The 20,600-nt window shown below is 70.2% G+C and carries 19 protein-coding genes; 5 read left to right on the forward strand and 14 right to left on the reverse strand.

Annotated features, from left to right (window positions below):
- Positions 1 to 40: 40 nt before the first annotated feature.
- The 12 genes from ACKI2N_RS03965 to ACKI2N_RS04020 form a co-directional block, all read right to left on the reverse strand.
- Complete coding sequence (locus ACKI2N_RS03965; protein WP_420995967.1) at positions 41 to 1,249, reverse strand: glycerophosphodiester phosphodiesterase; 1,209 nt, start codon at positions 1,247 to 1,249, stop codon at positions 41 to 43.
- A gap of 72 nt (positions 1,250 to 1,321) precedes the next feature.
- A complete protein-coding gene (gene ruvC, locus ACKI2N_RS03970) occupies positions 1,322 to 1,867 on the reverse strand; it encodes a crossover junction endodeoxyribonuclease RuvC (protein ID WP_420995968.1) in 546 nt (181 codons plus the stop codon).
- A gap of 802 nt (positions 1,868 to 2,669) precedes the next feature.
- The gene (gene purH, locus ACKI2N_RS03975; protein ID WP_420995969.1) at positions 2,670 to 4,244 is read right to left on the reverse strand and encodes a bifunctional phosphoribosylaminoimidazolecarboxamide formyltransferase/IMP cyclohydrolase; all 1,575 of its coding nucleotides are present in this window, start codon (positions 4,242 to 4,244) and stop codon (positions 2,670 to 2,672) included.
- Positions 4,245 to 4,260: 16 nt separating this feature from the next.
- Positions 4,261 to 4,494, reverse strand: coding sequence for a Fis family transcriptional regulator (locus tag ACKI2N_RS03980; RefSeq protein WP_017225335.1), 234 nt, complete (start codon positions 4,492 to 4,494; stop codon positions 4,261 to 4,263).
- Positions 4,491 to 5,582: a tRNA dihydrouridine synthase DusB gene (gene dusB, locus ACKI2N_RS03985; RefSeq protein WP_420995970.1), complete on the reverse strand. Its 1,092-nt coding sequence runs from the start codon at positions 5,580 to 5,582 to the stop codon at positions 4,491 to 4,493. The genes ACKI2N_RS03980 and dusB overlap by 4 nt, the downstream gene beginning before the upstream one ends.
- A 197-nt stretch (positions 5,583 to 5,779) precedes the next feature.
- The gene (locus tag ACKI2N_RS03990) at positions 5,780 to 7,021 is read right to left on the reverse strand and encodes a UbiH/UbiF/VisC/COQ6 family ubiquinone biosynthesis hydroxylase (protein WP_420995971.1); all 1,242 of its coding nucleotides are present in this window, start codon (positions 7,019 to 7,021) and stop codon (positions 5,780 to 5,782) included.
- Positions 7,002 to 7,481, reverse strand: a complete 480-nt coding sequence (locus ACKI2N_RS03995) for a hypothetical protein (protein WP_420995972.1) — start codon at positions 7,479 to 7,481, stop codon at positions 7,002 to 7,004. Before ACKI2N_RS03995 ends, ACKI2N_RS03990 begins: the two co-directional genes overlap by 20 nt.
- Positions 7,478 to 8,860: an aminopeptidase P N-terminal domain-containing protein gene (locus ACKI2N_RS04000; RefSeq protein ID WP_420995973.1), complete on the reverse strand. Its 1,383-nt coding sequence runs from the start codon at positions 8,858 to 8,860 to the stop codon at positions 7,478 to 7,480. Before ACKI2N_RS04000 ends, ACKI2N_RS03995 begins: the two co-directional genes overlap by 4 nt.
- A gap of 63 nt (positions 8,861 to 8,923) precedes the next feature.
- Entirely contained in the window at positions 8,924 to 9,664 is a 741-nt protein-coding gene (murU, locus tag ACKI2N_RS04005; RefSeq protein ID WP_420995974.1) for an N-acetylmuramate alpha-1-phosphate uridylyltransferase MurU, read from the reverse strand.
- An 83-nt stretch (positions 9,665 to 9,747) separates the two neighbouring features.
- Complete coding sequence (locus tag ACKI2N_RS04010) at positions 9,748 to 10,086, reverse strand: AzlD domain-containing protein (RefSeq protein WP_420995975.1); 339 nt, start codon at positions 10,084 to 10,086, stop codon at positions 9,748 to 9,750.
- Positions 10,087 to 10,096: 10 nt separating this feature from the next.
- The gene (locus ACKI2N_RS04015) at positions 10,097 to 10,879 is read right to left on the reverse strand and encodes an AzlC family ABC transporter permease (protein WP_420995976.1); all 783 of its coding nucleotides are present in this window, start codon (positions 10,877 to 10,879) and stop codon (positions 10,097 to 10,099) included.
- Complete coding sequence (locus tag ACKI2N_RS04020) at positions 10,879 to 11,913, reverse strand: aminoglycoside phosphotransferase family protein (RefSeq protein ID WP_420995977.1); 1,035 nt, start codon at positions 11,911 to 11,913, stop codon at positions 10,879 to 10,881. Before ACKI2N_RS04020 ends, ACKI2N_RS04015 begins: the two co-directional genes overlap by 1 nt.
- Positions 11,914 to 12,068: 155 nt before the next feature.
- Between ACKI2N_RS04020 and ACKI2N_RS04025 the strand changes: the two genes are divergently transcribed.
- The 5 genes from ACKI2N_RS04025 to trpS all read left to right on the forward strand — a co-directional run bounded on the left by ACKI2N_RS04025 (position 12,069) and on the right by trpS (position 19,101).
- Positions 12,069 to 14,477 (forward strand): LPS-assembly protein LptD, encoded by a 2,409-nt coding sequence (locus tag ACKI2N_RS04025; RefSeq protein ID WP_420995978.1) that lies wholly within the window; start codon positions 12,069 to 12,071, stop codon positions 14,475 to 14,477.
- 9 nt (positions 14,478 to 14,486) lie between these two features.
- Positions 14,487 to 15,989 carry a peptidylprolyl isomerase gene (locus tag ACKI2N_RS04030; protein ID WP_420996013.1) on the forward strand — a complete coding sequence of 501 codons (1,503 nt, stop codon included), beginning with the start codon at positions 14,487 to 14,489 and terminating at the stop codon, positions 15,987 to 15,989.
- Between the two features lie 41 nt (positions 15,990 to 16,030).
- Positions 16,031 to 17,077 carry a 4-hydroxythreonine-4-phosphate dehydrogenase PdxA gene (gene pdxA, locus ACKI2N_RS04035; RefSeq protein WP_420996014.1) on the forward strand — a complete coding sequence of 349 codons (1,047 nt, stop codon included), beginning with the start codon at positions 16,031 to 16,033 and terminating at the stop codon, positions 17,075 to 17,077.
- 27 nt (positions 17,078 to 17,104) lie between these two features.
- Positions 17,105 to 17,926, forward strand: a complete 822-nt coding sequence (gene rsmA, locus ACKI2N_RS04040) for a 16S rRNA (adenine(1518)-N(6)/adenine(1519)-N(6))-dimethyltransferase RsmA (protein WP_420995979.1) — start codon at positions 17,105 to 17,107, stop codon at positions 17,924 to 17,926.
- 152 nt (positions 17,927 to 18,078) lie between these two features.
- The gene (gene trpS / locus ACKI2N_RS04045) at positions 18,079 to 19,101 is read left to right on the forward strand and encodes a tryptophan--tRNA ligase (RefSeq protein WP_420995980.1); all 1,023 of its coding nucleotides are present in this window, start codon (positions 18,079 to 18,081) and stop codon (positions 19,099 to 19,101) included.
- Positions 19,102 to 19,121: 20 nt separating this feature from the next.
- On the opposite strand, the gene ACKI2N_RS04050 is transcribed toward trpS, so the two are convergent.
- Positions 19,122 to 19,976: a DMT family transporter gene (locus ACKI2N_RS04050; RefSeq protein ID WP_420996015.1), complete on the reverse strand. Its 855-nt coding sequence runs from the start codon at positions 19,974 to 19,976 to the stop codon at positions 19,122 to 19,124.
- Between the two features lie 55 nt (positions 19,977 to 20,031).
- Positions 20,032 to 20,439 carry a lactoylglutathione lyase gene (gene gloA, locus ACKI2N_RS04055; RefSeq protein ID WP_029044337.1) on the reverse strand — a complete coding sequence of 136 codons (408 nt, stop codon included), beginning with the start codon at positions 20,437 to 20,439 and terminating at the stop codon, positions 20,032 to 20,034.
- Positions 20,440 to 20,600 lie beyond the last annotated feature (161 nt).

The following is a 20,600-nucleotide window of genomic DNA, read 5'->3' on the forward strand; positions in this document are numbered from 1 at the left end:
GCGAAAGCGAAAGTGGCCGCCAGTGTAGCCGAGCGGCCGGCTAGCGTCCCTGCGTGTCGACGGCGCGGCGGCCCAGCGCCGGGTCGTCGGTGAAGAAGCCGTCGATGCCGGCGGCCAGGAAGGCCTGCACCTCCCGCACCATGCCGCCCGAGCTGCGCGCGGCATCGTCGCCGCCCGTGCGCAGGTTGCGCGGCAGGAAGCTGTTTTCCGGGCGGAAGGTATAGGGATGCACCAGCAGCCCGGCGGCATGGGCGTTGCGCACCAGGGCGGAAGGCGTGCCGAGGTTGCCGTTGGCGTCGCGCGGCACCACGCTGGACTTCTCCGGCGCGATGCCGCCGGCATAGCTGGCCACCTCGCGCAGGCCGATGGGCGTCATCATGTCGGCGTAGGTGCGGGTGTCGCCGGCCAGGCGCCAGTCGGCGGGCCGGCCGCGGGCGCTGCCCATCAGCTGCACCAGCTTCACGTTCGGCATGCCGGCGCCCAGGCGCTGGCGCAGCTCGCGCAGGTTGCCGCTCTCGAACGACTGCACGTACACCGGCGCGCTGCGCGTATAGGGGTGCGCGCGCAGCGTGGCCACCAGCTTTTCCTCCAGCGGCAGGCCGATGCCGCGGAAATAGCTCGGATGCTTGGTCTCCGGGTACAGCGCGATCACGCGCCCGCCGCGCTGCGCGGCCTTGGCCACCAGCTCGATGACTTCGTCGAAGGTGGGGATCTCGAACTGGTCGTCGTACTGCGCGTTGGCGCGGCGCAGCTGCGGGATGCGCTCGCGCGCGCGCAGCGTCTTCAGTTCGGCCAGCGTGAAGTCCTCGGTGAACCAGCCGTCCAGGCGCTCGCCGTCGATCACCTTGATGCGCTTGCGGCTGGCGAACTGGGGCAATGCCGAGACATTGGTGGTGGCGCCGATCTCGTTCTCGTGGCGGGCCACCAGCACGCCGTCGCGCGTCATCACCAGGTCCGGCTCGACCGCGTCGGCGCCATCCTCGATGGCGCGCGCGTAGGAGGCCAGCGTATGTTCCGGGCGCAAGGCGCTGGCGCCGCGATGCCCGATCACCAGGGCCTTGGGCGCGGCCGGCGCCGGTGCCGGCGGTGCGGCGGGAGCCGGCGCCGTGGCCACCGGCGGCGGCGCGGCGCAACCGGCCAGGATCGCCGCGGCCAGCGCTGGCAGCAGCGCGGCCAGGGAGGGCCGGCGCGGATGGTGCGCACGCCAGGAAGCGCGAAGGAAACGGACGTCGGCGGGCAGGCGGAACATGGGCATCCTCGGGCAGGCAACCGCCCGATTGTAAGCGGTCCCGGGGGCGGCGGCCTTGCGCGGCCCGCTTGATCAGCCGACCAGCCGGCCGCGCCGCACGCGCATGCCCTTGCGCACCAGTTCGGGCGCGAGGCCCGTGAGCGCGCCCAGGGTATTGCTGCCGTTGGCGTGGCAGATCGCCACGCCGAGCGCGTCGGCCGCGTCCGAGCTGGGCCGGCCGTTCAGGCTCAGCAGGCGCATCACCATTTCCTGCACCTGCTCCTTGTTGGCGCGGCCGTAGCCGACCACCGCCACCTTGAGCTGCAGCGCGGTGTACTCGAACACCGGCAGGCCCTGGCCCACCAGCCCGCAGATCGCCGCGCCGCGCGCCTGGCCCAGCAGCAGCGTGGATTGCGGGTTGACGTTGACGAACACCTTCTCGATCGCGGCGCAGTCCGGCGCATAGGTGCGCGCCACCTCGCTGATGCCGTCGAACAGCGTCTTGAGGCGCGACGGCAGGTCGCTCTCGCCATCGCTCTTGATGGTGCCGGAGGCGATGTAGCTGAGCTTGCTGCCGTGCTTTTCGAGCACGCCGAAGCCGGTGGTGCGGAGGCCGGGGTCGATGCCGAGGATACGCATGGGATTTGGGGTGTCTGCTTGCGATCTGGCCGCGTGGCTTGGAGAGGGTGTCAGTATGACATTGCTTTGTGAGGTTGCGCCGGGGTGGTCAGGTGGGCGGCGGCTATGCCGTGTGGCTTGGTCACTCAGGATTTGCCGGCGGCGTTGGCGGTTGAACCCAACGGCCATATGACATCCCCGCTGCGCGGGGCTGCCAGTCACTTTCTTTTGTCTGAAAAGAAAGTAACCAAAGAAAGCAGACTCCTGGGCGGAGGGCCAGACCCTTGGCACGGTGCCCGTGTTTTGGTGGCGGCAGGGCGTGGATGTGGTTCTTGAGCTGGCATCTGCCGTTACCGGCTCAAGCGGCCACGACATAGCATCCCCGTGTTTTCGTGGTGGGCGCGGTGGCCCAGGGCGCGGGTGTCGGCGGGTACTCTCGTGCCGGAGCCACCGCGCCCATCACGAAACCAGCACCGTCCCTATGCCGTGTGCATGCGCCCCGGTCGCGGCAGCAGCCTGAAGGGCCTGGGCCGACGCCATCATGCAGCGCCACCACGAATCGAACACCATCCGCAATGCCGTAGGCGAGCAACCTGGTAGCGTCAGCAGTCTCATCGAAGCCAACGCCCGCACCACGAAACCACTACCAGATATAAGGTCTGAGCGCCCGGCCCCCCTGCAAGGGGTCTGCTTTCTTTGGTTACTTTCTTTTCAGACAAAAGAAAGTGACTGGCAGCCCCGCGCAGCGGGGATGTCATATGGCCGTTGGGTTCAAACGCCAACGCGGCCAAAAAAAAACCGCCCGTCGCTCAAATCAGGCCAATCAATGCCTGAAATGCCGAGTCCCAGTCAACACCATCGCGATATTCCTCTCGTCCGCGGCCGCGATCACTTCGTCGTCCCGCACCGAACCACCCGGCTGGATCACGCACGAAGCGCCCGCGTCCACCACCACGTCGAGGCCGTCGCGGAACGGGAAGAAGGCGTCCGACGCCACCGCCGAGCCGGCCAGCGTCAGGCCGGCGTTCTGCGCCTTGATGCTGGCGATGCGCGCCGAATCCACGCGGCTCATCTGGCCGGCGCCGACGCCCAGCGTCATGCCGCCGCCGCAGAACACGATGGCGTTGGACTTGACGAACTTGGCCACGCGCCAGGCGAACATCAGGTCGTCCATTTCCTTCGGGGTGGGATGGCGCTTGGTCACCACGCGCAGTTCTTCGCGCTGCACGTTCCTGGCGTCCGGGCCCTGCACCAGCAGGCCGCCGCCGACGCGCTTGAAGTCATACTGGTTCACGCCCTTGCCGAGCGGGATTTCCAGCAGGCGCACGTTCTGCTTGGCGGCGAACACCGCGCGCGCGCCGGCCGTGAACGACGGCGCGATCAGCACTTCGACGAACTGCTTGGCCACCGCCTGGGCGGCGGCTTCGTCCAGCTCGGCGTTGAAGGCGATGATGCCGCCGAAGGCCGAGGTCGAGTCGGTCTTGAAGGCCTTCTCGTAGGCTTCCAGCGCGCTGGCGCCCACCGCCACGCCGCACGGGTTGGCGTGCTTGATGATGACGCAGGCGGCGCCGTAGGCGGCGTCGAACGACTTGACGCATTCCCAGGCGGCGTCGGCGTCGGCGATGTTGTTGTACGACAGTTCCTTGCCCTGCAGCTGCGCGTAGTTGGCCAGCGCGCCGTCGAACGGCTTGAGGTCGCGGTAGAACGCGGCCGACTGGTGCGGGTTCTCGCCGTAGCGCATTTCCTGCACCTTCTCGAAGGCGAGGTTGAGCGTCTGCGGGTAGGCGCTGCGGGCCTGGTGCGACTTGTCGGCGCCGAGGCTGGTCAGGTAGTTGGTGATCGCGCCGTCGTACTGCGCGGTGTGCGCGAACACCTTGGTGGCCAGGCGGAAGTTGGTGTCGTAGCCCACGCTGTTGGCGTTGGCGCGCATTTCGGCCAGCACCGGCGCGTAGTCGGCCGGGTCCACCACCACGGTGACGTCGCGGTGGTTCTTGGCCGCCGAGCGCAGCATGGTGGGGCCGCCGATGTCGATGTTCTCGATCGCGTCCGGCAGCGTGCAGTCGTCCTTGGCCACGGTCTGCTGGAACGGATACAGGTTGACCACCAGCAGGTCGATGGTGGGGATGTCGTGCTCGGCCAGCGCCGCCATGTGCTCGGGCAGGTCGCGGCGCGCCAGGATGCCGCCATGCACCTTGGGGTGCAGCGTCTTGACGCGGCCGTCGAGCATTTCGGGGAAGCCGGTGTAGTCGGCCACTTCCGTGACCGGCAGGCCGGCTTCGGCGAGCAGCTTGGCGGTGCCGCCGGTGGAGAGCAGCGCCACGCCCAGCGCGTTGAGCTCGCGGGCAAAGTCGACGATGCCGGTCTTGTCGGATACGGAGAGGAGGGCTTGCTTGATCATGGCTGTGGGGAACGCTTCAAAGTAAACCGTGCTGCTGCAGTTTCTTGCGCAGCGTATTGCGATTGATGCCCAGGTAGGCGGCGGCGAGCGACTGGTTGCGCTCGGCGCGCGCCATCACTGCCTCCAGCAGCGGCCGTTCGACGGCCTCGAGCACCATGTTGTACATGTTCGACGGCTCTTCGCCGTCCAGGTCGCGGAAATAGGCACTCAGGCTGTCCCGAATGCACTGGTCGATAGCGTTGCGGCTCATGCGGCAAGCAACTCCCCGTTCTTGTTGTTGTTCGACTCGTTGCGGTCGTCTTGGTCTGCGCCCGGGCCGGCCGCGCCTTCGTCCACGTAGACCAGGCGGTCCGACAACAGCGCCTGCTCGTCGAAAAAGGCATTGACGGCGGCGAGCTGCGCGGTGCTGCTGTCGAGCGTGTTCATGCGGTGGCGGAACAGGTTGGCCCCGGCGAGTCCGCGCGTGTACCAGGCGATGTGCTTGCGCGCGGTGCGCACGCCGGTGAACTCGCCGTAGAAATCGTAATGGTCTTCGAGGTGCGCGTTCATGATCGCGCGGATCTCGGCCACCTCCGGCGGCGGCAGCAGCGCGCCGGTGGCGAGATAGTGCCCGATCTCGCGGAACAGCCAGGGCCGGCCCTGCGCCGCGCGGCCGATCATGATGGCGTCGGCGCCGGTCACGGCCAGCACGTGCTTCGCTTTCTGCGGCGAGTCGATGTCGCCGTTGGCGACCACCGGGATCGAGACCGACGCCTTGACCGCGGCGATGGTCTCGTACTCGGCCTCGCCCTTGTAGAGGTCGGCGCGCGTGCGGCCGTGCACGGTCAGCATGCTGATGCCGGCGTCCTGCGCGAGGTGCGCCACGCGCAGCGCGTTGCGGTTCTGGCGGTCCCAGCCGGTGCGGATCTTGAGCGTGACGGGCACGCGCGGATCGACCTCGGCCACGGCGGCGACCACCGCGCGGACGATGCGCGCCACCAGCGGCTCGTTCTGCAGCAGGGCCGAGCCGGCGGCCACGTTGCACACCTTCTTGGCCGGGCAGCCCATGTTGATGTCGATGATCTGCGCGCCGCGCTCTACGTTGTAGCGCGCCGCCTCGGCCATCATCGCCGGCTCGGCGCCGGCGATCTGCACCGCGATCGGCTCGACCTCGCCCGTGTGATTGGCGCGGCGCATGGTCTTCTCGCTCTTCCACAACTGCGCATTGGAAGCGACCATTTCCGACACCGCGTAGCCCGCGCCCAGCCGCTTGCAGAGCTGGCGGAAGGGACGGTCCGTCACGCCGGCCATGGGCGCGACGAACAGGTTGTTGCGGAGCTGGTGCGGTCCGATTTGCACGATAGAGACTGGCGCGGGCCGGCAAGGCAGCCCGCAACGAGGCAAAAATGAAAATGGCATGCCCTGCCGAAACAATGCTCGGCGGCTTCCAGGGGCATGTGCGAGGGCAGGATTTTACCGCCAAACCGGGCGGGTTGCTTAAGTTTTGAGCAAATAATCGCAAGGGCGGGGCGCGCCCGGCATGGCCCCGGGCGGCGCTACCGCCGCATCCCGTACATCATCTGCCGCGCCAGCGCGTCCTTGAGCGGCCCGATGCAGGCCAGCGCCGCCAGCGAGGCGCCGCGCGCATGCGCGGCCAGCGGGTAGGACACGCTGAACAGCCGCGGCAGCAGGTCGGTCACGCCGATGGTCACGGCGCGGTCCAGCCGCTGCTGCCGGGCGAATGCCTGCAAGGCCTGCGGGCTGCAGTCCGCGCGCAGCGCGGCGCCCAGCGCGAACGCATCGCGCAGCCCCAGGTTCAGGCCCTGGCCGGCCACCGGATGCAGCGTCTGCGCCGCATTGCCGACCGCCACCACGCGGCCGTCCACCGTCACCTGCGCGGCATGGAGCCCGAGCGGGAAGGCATGGCGCTTGCCGAGCGCGGTGAAGCGGCCCATGCGCGTGCCGAACGCCTGTTCCAGCTCGGCGAGGAATTCGGCGTCGGGCAGGGCGAGGCGGCGCGCCGCCTGTTCCGGCGGGCAGCACCACACCAGCGCGTAGCCCGGCTCGCCGTGCTGCTCTTCGTAGGGCAGCAGCGCCAGCGGGCCTTCTTCGGTAAAGCGCTCCCAGGCCCAGCCCGGCTGCGGGCGCGAGCAGATCACGTGGGCGATGATGGCGGTCTGGCCGTAGTCGCGCCGGAACACCGGGGTTCCCCGCGCGCCCTGCACGGCCTTGTCGGCCTGCTGGTGGAACAGGCCGCCCTCGGCCTGCACCGCCAGGCGCGCGGCGAAGGCGGCTGGCTGCTGCTCGTGCGCGTGGCCGCTCAGGCGGACCAGCCCGGCGGGATCGCCATGCTGCCCGATGTGGTCGATGCGGGTGTCGTAGGCGCGCACGAGGCGCGCCGCGCCGCCGGGGACGGACTGCGCGGCCGCGGCCAGCGCGCGCTCGAGCGCGCCGCACAATTCGCCGTAGCGCACCACGTAGCCGAGCGCCGGCACGGCGTAGTCGTCGCGATGCAGGCGCACATGGCCGAAGCGGCCGCGCTGCGACACGTGGATGTGTTCGATCGGCGTCACCGCGCGCGGCCAGGCGCCGATCTGCTCGAGCAACTGGCGGCTGCCGTGCGAGAGCGCGATGGCGCGCGGGTCGCGCGCCGCGCGCGCCGGCGTGGCGGCATCGATCAGCGCCACCCGCCAGGGGCTGGTGCGCAGCAGCAGGCAGGCCAGCGCCAGGCCGACCGGGCCGGCGCCGACGATGGCGATATCCGCGTCCATGGCGCCGTCAGTGCTGGCCGGGTTCATGCGTGCCGCCTGCCTCGCCGGCATCGTCCGCGGCCGGCCCGGCCTGGGCGCCGCGCTTCCACAGGTTGGCGTCGGTGCGGTGCTTGCCGGCCGCGGCGTCGCGCAGCGCGTTGTCGAGCTTGGGCTGGCTGAAGCCGGGCAGCGCCTGCAGGCGCTCCACCAGCGCGGCGTGGTTGACCGCGTTCATCGGCACCACGCAGCCTTGCGGCGCGCCCTCGGCGGCGTCGCCGACCAGGATCAGCCAGGCATTGCCGGCCCACGGTTCGCGGTCGGAGACCCGCACCACCACGCGCTCCAGCGCGTCCCACTCGACTTCCTCGCGCTGGCCGTCGGGACGGTGCACCACCACGCGGTCATCGTAGAGATTGATCACGAACGGTTGCGACGGATCGTAGCTGCGCGCGCGCGGGGCGTGGGCGCGGCTGCCGCCGGGCAGGACCTTGCGCAGCCAGCCGATCATCGCGCACCTCCCGCCTCGCTCATGAGCGCTTCGATTTCGTCGGCCTTGACCGGCACGCCGCGCGTGATCAGCTCGCAGCCGCCGGCGGTGACCACCGCGTCGTCCTCGATGCGGATGCCGATGTGCCAGAAGCGCTCGGGCACGTCCGGCGCCGGGCGCACGTAGATGCCGGGCTCCACGGTCAGCACCATGCCGGGCTCGAGCGGGCGCCACGGGCGCTCGCCTTCGGCCGGCGCGGCGCCCGGCACGCGGTATTCGCCGACGTCGTGCACGTCCATGCCCATCCAGTGGCCGGTGCGGTGCATGTAGAACTGACGGTAGGCGCCGCTGGCCAGCACGTCGTCGACGCTGCCGCAGCGGCCGGCGTCGAGCAGGCCGGTGTCGAGCATGCCCTGCGCCAGCACGCGCGTGGCGGCATCATGCGGGACGTTGTAGGGCACGCCGGGGCGGGTCTCGGCGATGGCGGCTTCCTGCGCGGCCAGCACCAGGTCGTAGAGCTCGCGCTGGGCCGGCGAGAAGCGGCCCGAGACCGGGAAGGTGCGGGTGATGTCCGAGGCATAGCCGTCGAGCTCGCAGCCGGCGTCGATCAGGCACAGGTCGCCGTCGCGCAGCTCGGCAGGGCCGGCGCGGTAATGCAGCACGCACGCATTGGCGCCGGTGGCGACGATCGAGTTGTAGGCCACGCCTTGCGCGCCCTGGCGGCGGAATTCGTAGAGCAGCTCGGCTTCGAGGTGGTATTCGCGCAAGCCCTGGCGCGAGGCGCGCATGGCGCGCACGTGCGCCTGCGCCGAGATCTCGCCGGCGCGGCGCATCACCGCGAGCTCGCTGGCATCCTTGAACAGGCGCATCTCGTCGAGGATGGTGCGGATGTCGAGCGCCGTCGCCGGCGCGGTCACGCCGGCGCGGCCCTGCATGCGCACGGCGTCGAGCCAGCGGCGCACCTGCATGTCGGTGCGGGCGGCGGCGGCCAGCGGGTAGGCCACCACGGCGTGGTTGGCCAGCAGCGGCGGCAGCAGCGCGTCGATCTCCTCGACCGAGTGCGCCTCGTCGAAGCCGAAGGCGGCCTGCGCGCCCTGCGGGCCGTAGCGGAACCCGTCCCAGATCTCGCGCTCTTCGTGCTTGGGGCGGCAGAACAGGATGCTGCGCTGCGGCCCGGAGGCCGGCGCCACCAGCACCAGCACCGCTTCCGGCTCGGTGAAGCCGGTCAGGTAATAGAAGTAGCTGTCGTGGCGATAGGGATAGTCGCTGTCGCGGTTGCGGATGGCTTCCGGGGCGGTGGGCAGGATCGCCACGCCGCCGCCGGCGGCGCGCAGCTGCTGCAGCACGCGGGCGCGGCGGTCATGACAGGCGGAAAGAAGGGCGGGGTCGGGAGCGGTCATGTGTGTGGCCACGTGGATGTTTGGGGGAAACAGGCTCGATTCTACGCCGCCGCTATCGGCGGGTCAGCGCGGCGGCACCGGCGCCGCGCCGGTCGCGGCGCGCAGGGCGGCGTCCAGGCTGGCGAGCTGGGCCGGGGTGCCGACGTTTTCCCAGGCGCCGTCGAAGCGCTCGCCGCTGGCCAGGCCGGCGGCCACGGCGGCGCGGTAGTACGGCGTCATGGCGACCTTCCGGCCGGGCTCGATGGCGGTAAACAGGCGTGTGTCGTACAGGCCGATATTGCCGAAGGTCAGGCTGGGCGCGCCGGGCGCGCCGGCGGGATGCAGCACGCCATCGGCGCCGAGCGCGAAGTCGCCGCCGGGATGGAACGGCGGGTTGGGCACCATCACCAGGTGCATGCGGGGCTCGGGCGCGCCGGCCATGGCGCGCGCGCGCGGCAGCAGGGCGCGATAGTCGAAGTCGGTGAAGATGTCGCCCGACACCGCCAGGAAGATGTCGCCGCGCGCCGGCGCCGCGCTCAGCAGCGGCAAGGCCCGGGCGATGCCGCCGGCGGTTTCCAGCGCGCTGGCCTCGGCCGAGTAGGCCAGGCGCGCGCCGAAGCGGCTGCCGTCGCCGAGCGCGTCCTCGATCTGCTGTCCCAGCCAGGCGTGGTTGATGACGATGTCGGTGAAGCCGGCGCGCGCCAGCGCCTCGATCTGCCAGACGATCAGCGGCTTGCCGCCGGCCGGCAGCAGCGGCTTGGGGCAGGCGTCGGTCAGCGGGCGCATGCGGTCGCCGCGCCCGGCGGCGAAGATCATGGCTTTCAAGGCAGGCTCCGGTGCTGTCACGGATGTGCGCGCGGATGGGTTCGCGGGGGCATTCACGGGGGCATTCACGGCTACGCTGGCATTCATTGCGGGAGCCGGTGCAGCCACCAGGTCAGCCCGATCAGCGTGGCCATGCCGCCGGCGATGGTCCAGCCGACACTGCGCGTGCGCGCGGCAACCACGATGGCCACCAGGCCGGCCAGCAGCCGCGCATTGTCCAGGGCCAGCGCGAGCTGCCCGTCGCGCATCAGCAGGTCGGGCGCGATCAGCGCCGACAGCATGGCCGCCGGCACGAATTGCAGCGCGGTGCGGAACCACGACGGCAGCCGCACCCGGCCCTCCACGGCGATGAAGGACAGGCGGATCAGAAAAGTGGCGAGGCCGGCGCCAAGGAACACCAGCAGCAAGGTCATCTGGTTCATGGGACACCCCTCATGCGGCCGGCTCCGTGGCGCCGCGCCCGGGCTCGCCGCGGTGATTGCGGCCATTGCGGCCATTGCCGCCGCGCAGCAGCATGCCGGCGGCGATGCCGCCCAGCGCCGCCACCATCAGGCCCAGCTTGTGCGGCATGCCGAAGCAGGCCACCGCCAGCGCGCTGGCCACCAGCGCCGCGGCGGCGTGCGAGCGGTGCCTGATGCCGGGCACGATGATGGCGATGAAGGTCAGCGGCAGGAAGAAATCGAGCGGCCAGTCGCGCGGCACCTGCGTGCCGACCAGCACGCCGGCCAGCGTCGAGACCTGCCAGCTTGCCCACAGCGAGAAGCCCGCGCCGAAGAAGAACCAGTGGCGGTAGCGCCGGTGCGCGCCGTCGTCGGCCAGGCGGCGCGTCATGGCGGCGAACGCCTCGTCGGTCAGCAGGTAGGCCACCAGCGCCTTCCAGCGGCGCGGCAGGTGGGCCAGCGCCGGGGCGACGGTGGCCGAGTAGAGCGCATGGCGCAGGTTGACCATGGCCACCGTGACGGCGATCAGCATGGCGGGCGTGCCGGCCGCCCACAGCTGCGTGAGGATCATCTGCGAGGCGCCCCCGAACACGATCGCGCTCATGGCGCAGGCCAGCCATGCCGGCATGCCGGCGTTCACCGCCAGCACGCCGTAGATCAGGCCGAACGGCACCACGCCGAGCAGCATGGGCGCCAGCGCCCGCACGCCGGCCCACCATTCGCCGCCGCGGGTGATGACGGGCACGGCGGCGGGCGCGCCTTGCGCGGCGGCCATCAGAAGGTGTAGCCGACCGGGCGCTCGACGCCGTCGAGGGCGTCGAACAGGCGTACCAGCTTGCGCAGCTCGTTGTAGCGGCCGGCCACCTGGCGCGCGTACTTCAGCACCAGCGGCAGGTTGGCCAGGTAGCCGTCCTTGCCGTCGCGATGGTACAGGCGGGCGAAGATGCCGAGCACCTTGAGGTGGCGCTGCAGGCCCATCCATTCGAAGTCGCGGTAGAAGTCGCCGAAATCGGCGGCCACCGGCAGGCCGGCCTTGCGGGCGCGCTCCCAGTAGCGGATCAGCCAGTCGAGCTGCTCTTCTTCTTCCCACTCGATATAGGCATCGCGCCACAGCGAGACCGCATCGTAGGTGATGGGGCCGATCACCGCGTCCTGGAAGTCCAGGATGCCGGGATTGCCTTCGCCGTCGAGGACCATCAGGTTGCGCGAGTGGTAGTCGCGGTGCACGTAGACCTGCGCCTGCGCGAGGTTGTTGGCCAGCAGCGCCTGCATCACCTCGGCCAGCCCTTCCTGCTGTGCCGCGGTGAGCGTGGCGCCGAGATGCCTGGCCACGTACCACGCGGGGAACAGGTCGAGTTCGCGCTGCAGCAGCGCCTGGTCGTAGGCGGGCAGCGTGCCGGGGCGGGTGGCCGCCTGGATGCGCACCAGCGCCGCGGCGGCGTCGCCGTAGAGCTGCCGCGCGCTGGCGGCGTCGAGCCGGGACAGGTAGGTGGTGTTGCCCAGGTCGCTCAGCAGCAGGAAGCCTTGCTCCAGGTCCTGCGCCAGCACCTTGGGCACGGTCACGCCGGCGGCGCCGAACAGGGCCGCCACATGGATGAACGGACGGCAGTCTTCCTGCGCGGGCGGCGCATCCATCACGATCACGCTCGGATGGGCCGGGTTGCCGGTGCGGGCGCGGAAGTAGCGGCGGAAGCTGGCGTCGGCCGATGCCGGCACGCACGAGGCGGGGTCGATGGACCAGGCCGGGCCGAGGCCGGACACCCAGAGTTTGAGCTGGTCGAGACGTGGGTCGAGAAGATGCGCTGCCATGCCGGAAAGGGAGAATACGATGCCCCGTATAATACCCGACCAGCACCGGGCCCCGGGGCGGCCCCAGGCGGGCTTCCCTTGCCCTGAAAGCCTGCTCCGGCGGCGGTTGGCGGCCACTGGACCGCCGTCGCCGCTCTGACCCACGACCCGCTCGCATGACCGAACAACGACGATCACCGAACCAGAAGGCAAGCAAGACATCGGCGCGACTGCCCGGCAGCGCTCTGCGCCCGCTCGTGTTGGCCATGGCCGGCTGGTCGGTTTGCGCGCAGGCGCAGACGGTGGGGTCGGCCATCCCGGACCTGCCGGTCGCCGAGCCCGCCGCCGAGCAGGTGCCGGAGGTGCCGCCGGTCTCCGGCGAACTGGTGCCGCGCCTGGCCGAGCCGGGCGGCACCAAGGCCCAGCCGGCGGCCCCCGACGAGAACCCGCCCACGTTCGTCTCGGGCGACCGCATGAACGGCTATAACCAGCGCGGCGTGGAGCTCGAGGGCAATGCCGAGCTGCGCCGCGGGGGCGGCGTGGTCAAGGGCGACAAGCTCACCTACGACCAGGACAGCGACGAGGCCTTCGTGCACGGCAATGCGCGCGTGGCGCGCAGCGGCTCGCTCGCGGTGGGCCCGGAAGCCCGGCTCAAGGTCGAGGCCAACGAAGGCTACATGCTGTCGCCGGACTATTACTTCCGGCAGACCGGCGGCTCCGGCAAGGCCGAGCGCATCGATTTCCTCGACAAGAACCTCAGCACGATCCAGCACGCCACCTACACCACCTGTTCGCCGGACAACGCGGACTGGTATTTCAGCGCGCGCCAGCTCGACATCGACAACGACCGCGAGGTCGGCACCGCCTACGGCGGCGTGCTGCGCTTCTTCGACGTGCCGATCCTGGCCGCGCCGGTGCTCAGCTTCCCGCTCAACAGCGACCGCCACAGCGGTTTCCTGCCGCCGCTGTTCGGCTACAGCTCGACGTCCGGCCTGGACCTGACGGCGCCGTACTATTTCAATATCGCGCCCAACCGCGACCTCACGGTCTTTCCGCGCGTGGTGAGCTCGCGCGGCTTCCAGCTGGGCGAGGACTACCGCTATGTCGGCAACGGCTACAGCGGGCGCATCCGCGGCGAATTCCTGCCGGACGACCAGAAGACCAAGACCAACCGGTGGTCGTACTCGATCCAGCATTCGCAGACGATCGCCACCGGCCTGGCCGCGTATGTGAACGTCAACAAGGTTTCGGACGCGCAGTATCCGAACGACCTGAGCCGCTCGGTGGTGCAGGCCACGCAGCTGCAGTATGTCCAGGAAGGGGGCATTACCTACAACTGGCAGGATTTCTCGCTGCTGGCGCGCGTGCAGAAGTTCCAGACGCTGCCGCCGAGCGGGGCTTCCTACGAGCGCGTGCCGCAGTTGAACGGCAGGTACACGCGCTATGACCTGGGCGGCTTCGACATCCAGGTGGAGACCGACTTCAGCCGCTTCCGCATCCCGGTGTCGGCCGGCAGCGCGCAGCAGCCCGAAGGCGACCGCCTCTTCATCCAGCCGTCGATCAGCTACCCGATCGTGCGGCCCGGCTGGTTCGTCACGCCCAAGGTGTCGTTCAACGCCACCCAGTACCAGATGGAGCCCGGCACGACCGCGCCGGGCACGCCCAACACGCTGAACCGGACCGTGCCGACCTTCAGCGTGGACTCCGGCATGACCTTCGAGCGCGACGCGCCGACCGTGAGCCGGCTGTTCGGCGTCAACTACGTGCAGACGCTGGAGCCGCGCCTGTTCTACGTCTACACGCCGTTCCGCGACCAGAGCCTGTTCCCGCTGTTCGATACGGTGCAGTCGGACTTCGGCTACGGCCAGATCTTCAGCGAGAACCCGTTTACCGGCTATGACCGCATCGCCGACAACAACAAGATCACCGCCGGCGTGACCACGCGCCTGATCGAAGCGGGCACCGGGATCGAGCGTTTCCGCGGTACCATCGCGCAGCGTTTCGACCTGACCGGCCAGCGCGTGCAGATCAGCGGCACGGACCCGGTCGGCAAGGCCGGCTATTCCGACCTGCTGGCGGCGGCCACGGTCCAGCTGTTCCGGGGCTATTATCTCGATACCGGGGTGCAGTACAACCCGGACAGCAACCGTGTGATTTATTCGAATATCGCCTTCTCGTGGCGCCCCGAGGCACGCAAGACCTTCAACATCGGCTACCGCTACCGCCGGCCGACCTCGGTGACCGACGATACCGCCATCGACCAGCTCGAACTGTCGAGCCAGTGGCCGCTCACCCAGCGCACCTACGGCATCGGCCGGGTGGCGTTCGACATGAGCGCGAGCCAGCTCGTCGATGCGCTGGCCGGCGTCGAATATGCGGCGGACTGCTGGGTCGGACGTGTGGTCTACCAGCGTTTCCGCAACACCACGAACGGCTACACCGGACGGATCTTCCTCCAGGTGGAGTTCCGCGGGCTGTCCAAGATCGGCTCCAACCCGCTGGATATACTGCGGCTGAACGTGCCGGGTTATGAGCCCGTCACCGCCAGCCCGGTGATTCCATCCCAGCTCGACCATTACGAATGACGGACCATGATGAAACGTCAAGAAAGCAACGCGTTCTCCAACCTGCCGTCCGGCCTGACCGGCTGGCATAGCCTGCTGCTGAGCGTGCTGCTGGCCGCTTTCGCGCTGCCCGCCGCGGCGCAGCTCAAGGCACCCGGCGCGCAGCGCGCCACCGGCATCTTCATGCCCCAGGCGGGCGCCGGCAGCGCCCCTTCGCCGAGCCAGCCGGCCCTGGGCGTGACGCAGCCCGGCGCCAGCGCCCAGCGTTCGCAACTGGTGGACGAGGTGGTGGCGATCGTCGACAGCAGCGTGATCACCCGGCGCGAGCTGCTGGATCGCGCCGACGAGATCGAAGGGCAGCTGCGCGCGGCCAACCGGCCGGTGCCGGCGCGCGCCGACCTGCTGGGCGAGGTGCTCGAGCGCCTGGTCATGGAGCGCGTGCAGACGCAGGCCGCGCAGGAAGCGGGCATCAAGGTGACCGACCAGGAAGTCGACCGCGCGGTCGAGTCGGTGGCGCAGCAGAACCGCATGAGCGTGACCGACCTGCGCTCGCAGGTCGAGCGCAGCGGCATGACCTGGACCAAGTACCGCGACGAACTGCGCAAGCAGGTGCAGGTGATCCGCCTGCGCGAGCGCGAAGTGGATTCCAAGGTCCAGGTCTACGACGGCGAGATCGACAACTACCTCGCCGCGCGCGGCGGCCAGGGCGCCGCCGCCAGCGGCCCCACCGAATACAACGTCGCCCAGATCCTGGTGCGCGTGCCGGAAGACGCTTCGGACGCCCAGAAGGCCGCGCTGCGCGCCAAGGCGGAGGACCTGCTCAAGCAGGTCCAGGGCGGCGCGGACTTCGCCCAGCTGGCGAAAGCCTCCGACGCCCCGGAAGCGGCCCAGAGCGGCTCGCTCGGCTTTCGCGAGATCGGCCGCCTGCCGGCGCTGTTCGCCAACGCGGTGCTCGACCTCCAGGTGGGCGCGGTGGCGCCGCAGGTGATCGAGAGCGCCAACGGCTTCCACGTGCTCAAGCTGGTGGCCAAGCGCACCGCGCCGGCCGCGGCGCCGAGCCCGGCGGCCAGCGAGCGCATCGCCCAGACCCAGGTGCGCCATATCCTCATCCGTACCGGCCCCAACATGCCGGAGGCCGAGGCGCGCCGCCAGCTGTCCACCCTGCGCGACCGCATCACCCACGGCGGCGACTTCGCCGACGCCGCGCGCCGCTTTTCCCAGGACGGCTCCGCCTCCAACGGCGGCGACCTTGGCTGGGTGTCGCCGGGCGAACTGGTGCCCGAGTTCGAGCAGGCCATGGGCCGGCTGCGCCCGGGCGAGATTTCCGAGCCGGTGGTCAGCCAGTTCGGCGTGCACCTGATCCAGGTTCTCAACCGCCGCGAAACCGAGATCACCCCGGAAAAGCAGCGCGATTTCGCCCGTGCCGAACTGCGCGAGCAGAAGATCCGCGCGGCTTATGAAGATTGGCAGCGCCAGCTGCGCCAGGCGGCCTACGTGGAATACCGCGTCAACCGCCAGCGCTCCGAGAATTGACGGACCGCAGCGCCGCGCGCATCGCCGCCCCCATCGACCCCATGCCCGAGCCGCTCGCGCTAGCCATCACCACCGGGGAACCTGCCGGCATCGGCCCCGACATCACCGTGGGCGCCCTGCTGCAGATGGCCGGCGAGTATCCGCAGGTGCGCTTCCACGTGATCGGCGACGCGCGCCTGCTGGCCGCGCGCGCCGCCGCGCTCGGCGTGGCGCAGGCGTGGGCCCGCCGGCTGGCGGACGGCAGCGTGGCGAGCGCAGACATCGCCCTGTCGGTGCCATGCCAGGCCGGCCGGCTCGACGCCCGCAACGGCGACTATGTGCTGGCCCTGCTGGACCATGCCATCGACGGCTGCATGCCCGGCGCGGACGGCGCCGCGCGCTATGCCGGCATGGTCACGGCGCCGGTGCAGAAGAGCACCATCAACGATGCCGGGGTGCCGTTCACCGGCCATACCGAATACCTCGCCGAACGCGCCGGCGTGCCGCGCGTGGTGATGATGCTGGCCGGACCGCAGCCGGCGCACGCCAACGCCGTGCTGCGCGTGGCGCTGGCCACCACCCACCTGCCGCTGCGCGCGGTGCCCGATGCGCTAGACGTGCCCATGCTGGTGCAGACGCTGGCCATCGTCGACGCCGACCTGCGCCGCCACTTCGGCATCGAGCGCCCGCGCATCCTGGTGACCGGGCTCAATCCCCACGCCGGCGAGAGCGGCCACATGGGCCGCGAAGAGATCGACGTCATCATCCCCGCGCTGGCCGAGGCCACCGATGCCGGCATCGACGCGCGCGGGCCCTATCCGGCCGACACGCTGTTCCAGCCGCGCCATCTCGACGGCGCCGACTGCGTGCTGGCGATGTACCACGACCAGGGGCTGGCGCCCCTCAAGTACGGCACCTTCGGGCACGGCGTCAACATCACGCTGGGCCTGCCCTTCATCCGCACGTCGGTCGACCACGGCACGGCGCTCGACCTGGCCGCCAGCGGCCGCGCCGAGCACGGCAGCATGATCGAGGCGATCCGCAATGCCATCGTCATGGCCGGACACGCGGCCGGCCGCCCGCGCGCCGTGCCGGCGGCAACCCGCTGAGGCCCGACCGGAGCCGACGAGAGAGCTATGCGTTCCAACGTACACCAGGGCCATGTGGCCCGCAAACGATTCGGGCAGAACTTCCTGGTCGATGACGGCATCATCCACGGCATCGTCAGTGCCATCGACCCGCAGCCGGGCGACACCCTGGTCGAGATCGGGCCGGGCCTCGGCGCGCTGACCCAGCCGCTGCTCGAGCGCCTGCCGCAGATGCAGGTGGTCGAGCTGGACCGCGACCTGGTCGAGCGCCTGCGCCGCCGCTACGGCGAGCGCCTGGCCATCCACGCCGGCGACGCGCTGGCCTTCGACTTCGGCAAGCTGCACGAAGCCGGCAAGCCGCTGCGCATCGTCGGCAACCTGCCGTACAACATCTCGAGCCCGCTGCTGTTCCACCTCGCCGCCTTCGCCGACCTCGTGCGCGACCAGCATTTCATGCTGCAGAAGGAAGTGGTGGAGCGCATGGTGGCCGAGCCCGGCAGCAAGGCCTTCGGGCGGCTGTCGATCATGCTGCAGGTGCGCTACCACATGGAGCATGTGCTGGACGTGCCGCCGGCCTCGTTCAACCCGCCGCCCAAGGTCGATTCCGCCGTGGTGCGCATGATCCCGTGGCCGCGCCAGGCGGACGGCCAGCTGCGCTCGCCGTACCCGGCCTGCGACCTGACCGTGCTGGGCGACGTGGTCGCCGCGGCGTTCTCGCAACGGCGCAAGGTGCTGCGCAACACGCTGTCGATGCTGCGCGACCAGGTCGATTTCGATGCGCTGGGCTTCGACCTGAGCCGGCGTGCCGAGGAAGTGCCGGTGGCCGACTATGTCGGGCTGGCGCGCCAGCTCGAGCTGCCTGCCGCGTGAGGCCCGCGGCATCGACCGACAATCGACCGATCTAGCGACCGACATAGCTACCGATACATCCACCGATCCCGACTTCGGCCGCCGCGGCGCCGCCGGCAGGCGCATCTTCCCGCCGGACCGCTGCGCGGCGCCACCACTTCCAAGGAAATGCCATGACTAGCGAAACGCAGGCGCCCACGCGCAAGGTCATCCTCACCGGCGACCGTCCCACCGGCCAGCTCCACCTCGGCCACTACGTCGGCTCGCTCAAGAGCCGCGTGGCGCTGCAGGATTCCCACCAGCAATACCTGCTGCTGGCCGACACCCAGGCCATGACCGACAACGCGCACGATCCCGACAAGGTGCGGCGCAACGTGCTGGAAGTGGCGCTGGACTACCTGGCAGTCGGCATCGATCCGGCCAAGACCACCATCACGGTGCAGTCGCACCTGCCGGCGCTGGCGGAACTGACGCTGATGTACCTGAACTTCGTCACGGTGGCCCGCCTCGAGCGCAACCCGACCATCAAGGAAGAGATCCAGGCGCGCGGCTTCGGGCGCGACATTCCGGCCGGCTTCCTGTGCTACCCGGCCGCGCAGGCCGCCGACATCACCGGCTTCAAGGCCGAGGTGGTGCCGGTGGGCGAGGACCAGGCGCCGCTGATCGAGCAGACCAACGAGATCGTGCGCCGCATCAACCACCAGGTCGGCCGCGACGTGCTGCCCGAAGCCACGGCGCTGATCCCGCGCTTCGGCCGCCTGCCCGGCGTCGACGGCAAGGCCAAGATGAGCAAGTCGCAAGGCAACGCGATCCCGCTCGCGGCCACGCCCGAGCAGATCAAGGAAGCGGTCATGCGCATGTACACGGATCCGAACCACCTCAAGGTGTCCGATCCGGGCCAGGTGGAAGGCAACGTCGTGTTCACCTACCTCGACGCCTTCGACGAGGCGGTGGACGAAGTGGCGGAGCTGAAGGAACACTATCGCCGCGGCGGCCTCGGCGACATGGTGCTCAAGCGCCGGCTCGAGGGCGTGCTGCAGGCGCTGCTGGCGCCGATCCGCGAGCGCCGCGAAGCGCTCGCCAGGGACCCGCAGCACGTGTTCGACATCCTGCGCCACGGCACCGAGCAGGCGCGCGGCATCACCCAGCGCACGCTCGACGAGGTGCGCGACGCGCTCGGGACGTTCCGCTTCTGAGCGGGGCCCGGCGCGCCGCCTCAGGCGCGCCGGTTCACCAGCACGATACCGGCCAGCACCAGCACCGCCGCCGCCGCGAAGCGGATGCCCACCGCATCGTGCATCAGCACCACGCCGAACGCCACGCCGAACAGCGGCGTCAGGAACGAGAACACCGACAGGCGCGAGGCCAGGTACTGGCGCAGCAGCCAGAACCACGTCAGGTAGCTGGCGAAGGCGATCAGCACCGATTGATAGAACAGGCTCGCCAGCACCAGCCCGTCCACCCGGGCCTGCTGGTGCTGGCCGGCGCCCAGCGCCATCGCCAGCAGCATCACCGCCGACACCGCCAGCTGGTAGAGCAGGGTCTTGCTCGGCGCCGCCGCGGCCAGCCTGCTGGCGCGCACCACCACCGTGGTGGCCGCCCACAGGAAACCCGCCAGGATGCCGAGCGCATCGCCGGCCAGGGTGCTGCCGCCATGCGCGGCCGGCGCCGCGATGCCGTCGGCGAACGCCAGCGCCATGCCGCAGAAGGCCAGTCCCACGCCAAGCCATTGCCCGCGGCGCAGCCGCTCGCCGGGCACCGCCACATGCAGGCCGAGCGCCGTGAAGATCGGCGCCGTGTAGAGGAACACCGCCATGCGCGAAGCCGTGGTGTGGCCCAGCCCGACGAAGATGCAGAAAAACTCGCTGCCGAACAGCAGGCCTGCGACCAGCCCCGGCCCCAGCGTGCCGTCGCGCGTCCACAGCGGCACCCGGCGCCACGCGGCGAAGCCGAACACCAGCAAGGCCGCCACCGCCGAACGCACGCCCGCCTGCAGCACCGCGCCCATCAGCGGCGCGGTCACCTTGATCACCACCTGCTGCAGTCCCCAGACCAGGCACAGCAGCACCATCAGGCCGACGGCGGTGCCGTCCAGCGGACGGCGGCTCGGGCTCGGCGCGCTCACCTCAGGGGCGGGCCGCGTCGCGCGTGGAGTGGCGCTCGATCAGCTCGATCTTGTAGCCGTCCGGGTCTTCCACGAAGGCAATCACCGTGGTGCCGCCCTTGACCGGGCCAGCCTCGCGCGTGACCTTGCCGCCGGCCGCGCGGATGCGCTCGCAGGCAGCCGCCGCGTCGTCGGTCTCCAGCGCGACATGGCCGTAGGCCGTGCCCATCTCGTACTTGTCGACGCCGTAGTTATAGGTCAGCTCCAGCACGGCCGTCTCGGACTCGGGGCCGTAGCCGACGAAGGCCAGGCGGTACTTGTATTCGGGGTTGTCGCTCTGGCGCAGCAGCTGCATGCCGAGGATGCGGGTATAGAAGTCGATCGAGCGCTGGAGGTCGCCGACGCGGAGCATGGTGTGGAGGAGACGCATTTTTGGGGGTTTGTTGGTGGGGGAGAGGGCGTATTTTAAACGGGTTAGGGGGAGGGGGTTTGCTGGGGGTACAAAAGAACGAAACCCCATGGGCACCACGCTAGAGATTTTTATTACCGTCCTCCCCAGCCAGTAATTTCCGGGGAATTCGAGCGCTGCCC

Source organism: Cupriavidus sp. 30B13 (genome assembly GCF_049059565.2).
Lineage (GTDB): Bacteria > Pseudomonadota > Gammaproteobacteria > Burkholderiales > Burkholderiaceae > Cupriavidus.